Annotated in this window: 1 protein-coding gene and 1 pseudogene; one reads left to right on the forward strand and one right to left on the reverse strand. The window is 59.7% G+C overall.

Annotated features, from left to right (window positions below):
* Positions 1–476: 476 nt before the first annotated feature.
* Positions 477–1631 (reverse strand): IS110 family transposase, encoded by a 1155-nt coding sequence (locus QOC89_RS13365; RefSeq protein ID WP_323045445.1) that lies wholly within the window; start codon positions 1629–1631, stop codon positions 477–479.
* A 729-nt stretch (positions 1632–2360) separates the two neighbouring features.
* On the opposite strand from QOC89_RS13365, the pseudogene QOC89_RS13370 reads away from it, so the two are divergent.
* A pseudogene (locus QOC89_RS13370) lies at positions 2361–3047 on the forward strand (aldehyde dehydrogenase family protein); the annotation flags it as partial.
* Between the last annotated feature and the right edge of the window lie 445 nt (positions 3048–3492).

Here is a 3492-nt window from a genome sequence, read left to right on the forward strand (position 1 = left end):
GCACGATTGAACGGCGGCATCATCTGTTTGATTACCCATTCACGGGTTTCCGCTGAATAGCGCTTCATCTTCCATTCGCTGTCCGCCCCCCATCTTTACATCAATCGGTTCGGGTGAGGCGACAACTTCTATGAGTAGTCCTTTGTCAAGCCATTTGGCGGGCAGGTTGATCATCAATAAATTGATCTTCCGTCAACGCGTACAACGAGTTCCCTGCGTTGCGTGAATTGCAATGGTTCGAAGTCGATCCTTGCGCTCGTGAGACCTGATGTCTCACTAACTTCTATCCGCTGGCGTGAAGCCAGCCTCATCCTATACGCGCGTTACGCCGGCATCATTACCGGGAGCATGCCCCATCTAGAGAATCGGTTGCCTGCTTGGGCAACCCTTGTCGCCTACGGGCATGCTCGCTTCAAACCATATTTGCTTCACTTCACATCGTTGATCAGGCCTCGTGCGGCCAGCACTCTGGGGACTTATGCGGGTTTTAGCTGCGCTCCTGCTGGAATCACACCATCCTTCAGATAGCGCCACAGCGCAATCGCGAGACGCCGCGCCACGGCGACGATCGTAATGCGACGCGCCCGTCGATTGGGCCCGGTGCCCTGGGTGCGGTGATTGAACCACTGCGTCAGAGCACTCGCGGGTTGGTAGCGGATCCAGGACCACGCCATCTCGATCAGCAGCGCACGCACCCGCCGGTTGCCCTGTTTACTGATGCCCTGATCCACCTGGCTCTCACCACTGTCGTAGGGTTGCGGCGCGAGCCCAACGCATGCGCCGACCTGACGGCGATTGGTGAATTGCCGCCAGAACAGTTCCAGCGCCAGTCTCGAGCCGCCAACGGGCCCGATGCCGCTCAGGCGTGTAAGGTGAGCAATCCGCTCGCGCGCAGGCTCGGGCAGACTGCTCTGGCGCGTCTTCTCCAGGACGGCAAGTTGCTGCTCGGCGAGTGTCAGTCGCTCACACTCGCGAACCAGCCGTTCGTGGAGCTCTGCTGGCAGCGGCGCGCCATCGTGACACCGTAGCTCGCCACGGGCGAGCCGGCCGGCGAACTTCCTGCTGTCGACCTCGTCCCAGCAACCGAGTGTGACAAGCAGCTTGCGCATGCGGTCGCGGTGCTGCAGGACTTCCTTCTGCAGTTGCCCGCGATCGCGCATCAGATGGCGGGATGCTTCGTCCTGCGGTGACGGCACCCGGATTACCCGCATGCGTCCGCGTTCGCCGCGCAGCCAGGCACGCAGGTTGATGACCAGCTTGACGGCATCGAGCCGGTCGGTCTTGGCGCGCCGTTTGTGGCGCTCAACGGGGATGCTCGCGGGATCGACGACATGACATTCGATCCCGCGAGCTTGCAGCGCACGACAGATCCAGAATGCGTCCTGGCCCGCTTCATAGCTGACGACGACTCGTACATTCGCTGGTAGTGCCCACTTCTCCTTGTGCTGCCCAATCAGGGTCAGCACGGCCTGCAGACGGGATGCGGCCTGTGGCTCCGCTACGGTGCGCACGGCCGGGTTGTCGCGCCGGCCATCGTGCAGCGCTACCTTCCACTTTGCCGCCGCCAGTTCGAGCGACACCGCCAGCACGAGCGGTTCGAAATGCGTCATGTCTGCCTGATCTGTGCGCATGATCCTCTCCTTTGAGTAAGGCCCACACGGATTGATTTTACGATCAGCGTGGTGCGTGTTCAGTGGCCCCGTACTACATAGGATCTAGCCTGACATGGAGGGCGGCAAAGAAAGATAAGCAAAGAAAGCCGCTCACACCGCCAGCTCATAAGCGGGTCCCTCGCACAGTTACGGTAGTGGTGCATCTGGAATCAGTGTTCTCGCACATTTAACGTGAGTGACAAGGCGCTCATTAGCTCCCACTCCGCACCGCGTGAGTCGCGGATGGGTTTGCATGGGAAATCGGGGCTTCGTTTGGACGTGGTGGAGTCATTCGCCTCGCCTTCGCGAGGCTCGCCACGTGACAGCGGTTCGAATATGCAGTGTTCGAACATGGCAACGGTTTATGAAGTACCCTTCGGCGCGCGCAGCGCCGCCGGAAGTATGACTGCTGTGTCACTGACGCGAAGTGTGCGAGAGCCCCGATTCCAGATGCACCACTACCCCCTCCAAGCCAGGGGACCCGCTTAAGAGTTAGCGGTGTGAGCCGCTTTCTTTTGCCTACTTTTCTTTGCGGCAGGCAAAGAAAAGTAGTGCCCGCCCCGCACAGGGGCGACGCTAATAGACCACTAAGAAAACAAGGAAAGGCCCACGCCGCAGGCAAACAACCAAGCGCCCCGCAGGCAAAAAAAACCCAAATTTAAACCCCAGGAGCAACCCCAAAAATGCCGACGCCAGTCCTAAAAGACCCTCGGCGGCAATGCGCCCTTCATCGTCTTCGACGATGCGGATCTGGATGCGGCCGTCGCAGGCGCCATCGCATCGAAATACCGCAATAGCGGCCAGACCTGTGTCTGCACCAATCGCTTCTACGTGCACGATAAGGTCTACGACGCATTCGCCGAAAAACTGCGCGTCGCCGTCGAGCAACTCAAGGTAGGCCGCGGCACCGATGAGGGCGTCACGCAAGGCCCGCTCATCAACGAAGCCGCCGTGCTCAAAGTCGAATCGCATATCGAAGACGCCCTCGCCAAAGGCGCACGCATCGTTACCGGCGGCAAGCGCCACGGGCTCGGTCACGGCTTCTTCGAGCCGACCGTGCTCGCCGATGTCACGCCGGCCATGAAGGTCGCGCGCGACGAAACCTTCGGACCACTCGCGCCGCTGTTCCGCTTTTCGTCGGATGAAGAAGTGATCCGCCTCGCCAACGACACGGAATTCGGCCTCGCGTCGTACTTCTATAGCCGCGATATCGGCCGCGTCTGGCGTGTCGCCGAAGCGCTCGAATACGGCATGGTGGGCATCAATACCGGACTGATTTCCAACGAAGTCGCACCGTTCGGCGGCGTCAAGCAATCCGGTCTCGGCCGCGAAGGATCGCATTACGGCATCGACGATTACGTCGTCATCAAATATATGTGCGTGGGCGGGATCTGAACTTTAATGTAAAGATCAGAATACCGAACTTACGCCGGAAGCTACGCCGACAGAAATTCTGTCGCGCGTAGCCTGAATGAAGTGTCTCTGCCGCGCAGATCAGTGCGTGCGCAAACTTCCCCCGCTCTATTTAGCGCGCCCGCCGAGTCATCTGACGGTAGCCTATTCAATCTGAAACTCGCGCACCGATTGGACGCGAAGTAAAAACCTTGCTAACTGGATAATCCGCGGCCAGAACACGGGCCTATCTCCTTCGAGAACCAGACTCACTGTCACGCGAGCAGACTGGAGCGATGCCCTTGAAATTCCCAACTCGGGAAGTTCTCCCCGCTGCGAATTGGGGCATGCTAAATGACGGACAACGGTAGACGGAGGCGTTCGGAGCGAGGCGGGCGAAGTCGACAAGATGCTGCGCCGCCCTGGAGAAGTGACGACGTCGGCCGAA

Origin of the sequence: Paraburkholderia sp., assembly GCF_034668105.1 — a bacterium.
Classification (GTDB): domain Bacteria; phylum Pseudomonadota; class Gammaproteobacteria; order Burkholderiales; family Burkholderiaceae; genus Paraburkholderia.

What these genes read in the sequence shown, in the direction of transcription:
- QOC89_RS13365 (WP_323045445.1), bottom strand. Translation starts at nt 1,631, where the DNA reads ATGCGCACAGATCAGGCAGACATGACGCATTTCGAACCGCTCGTGCTG.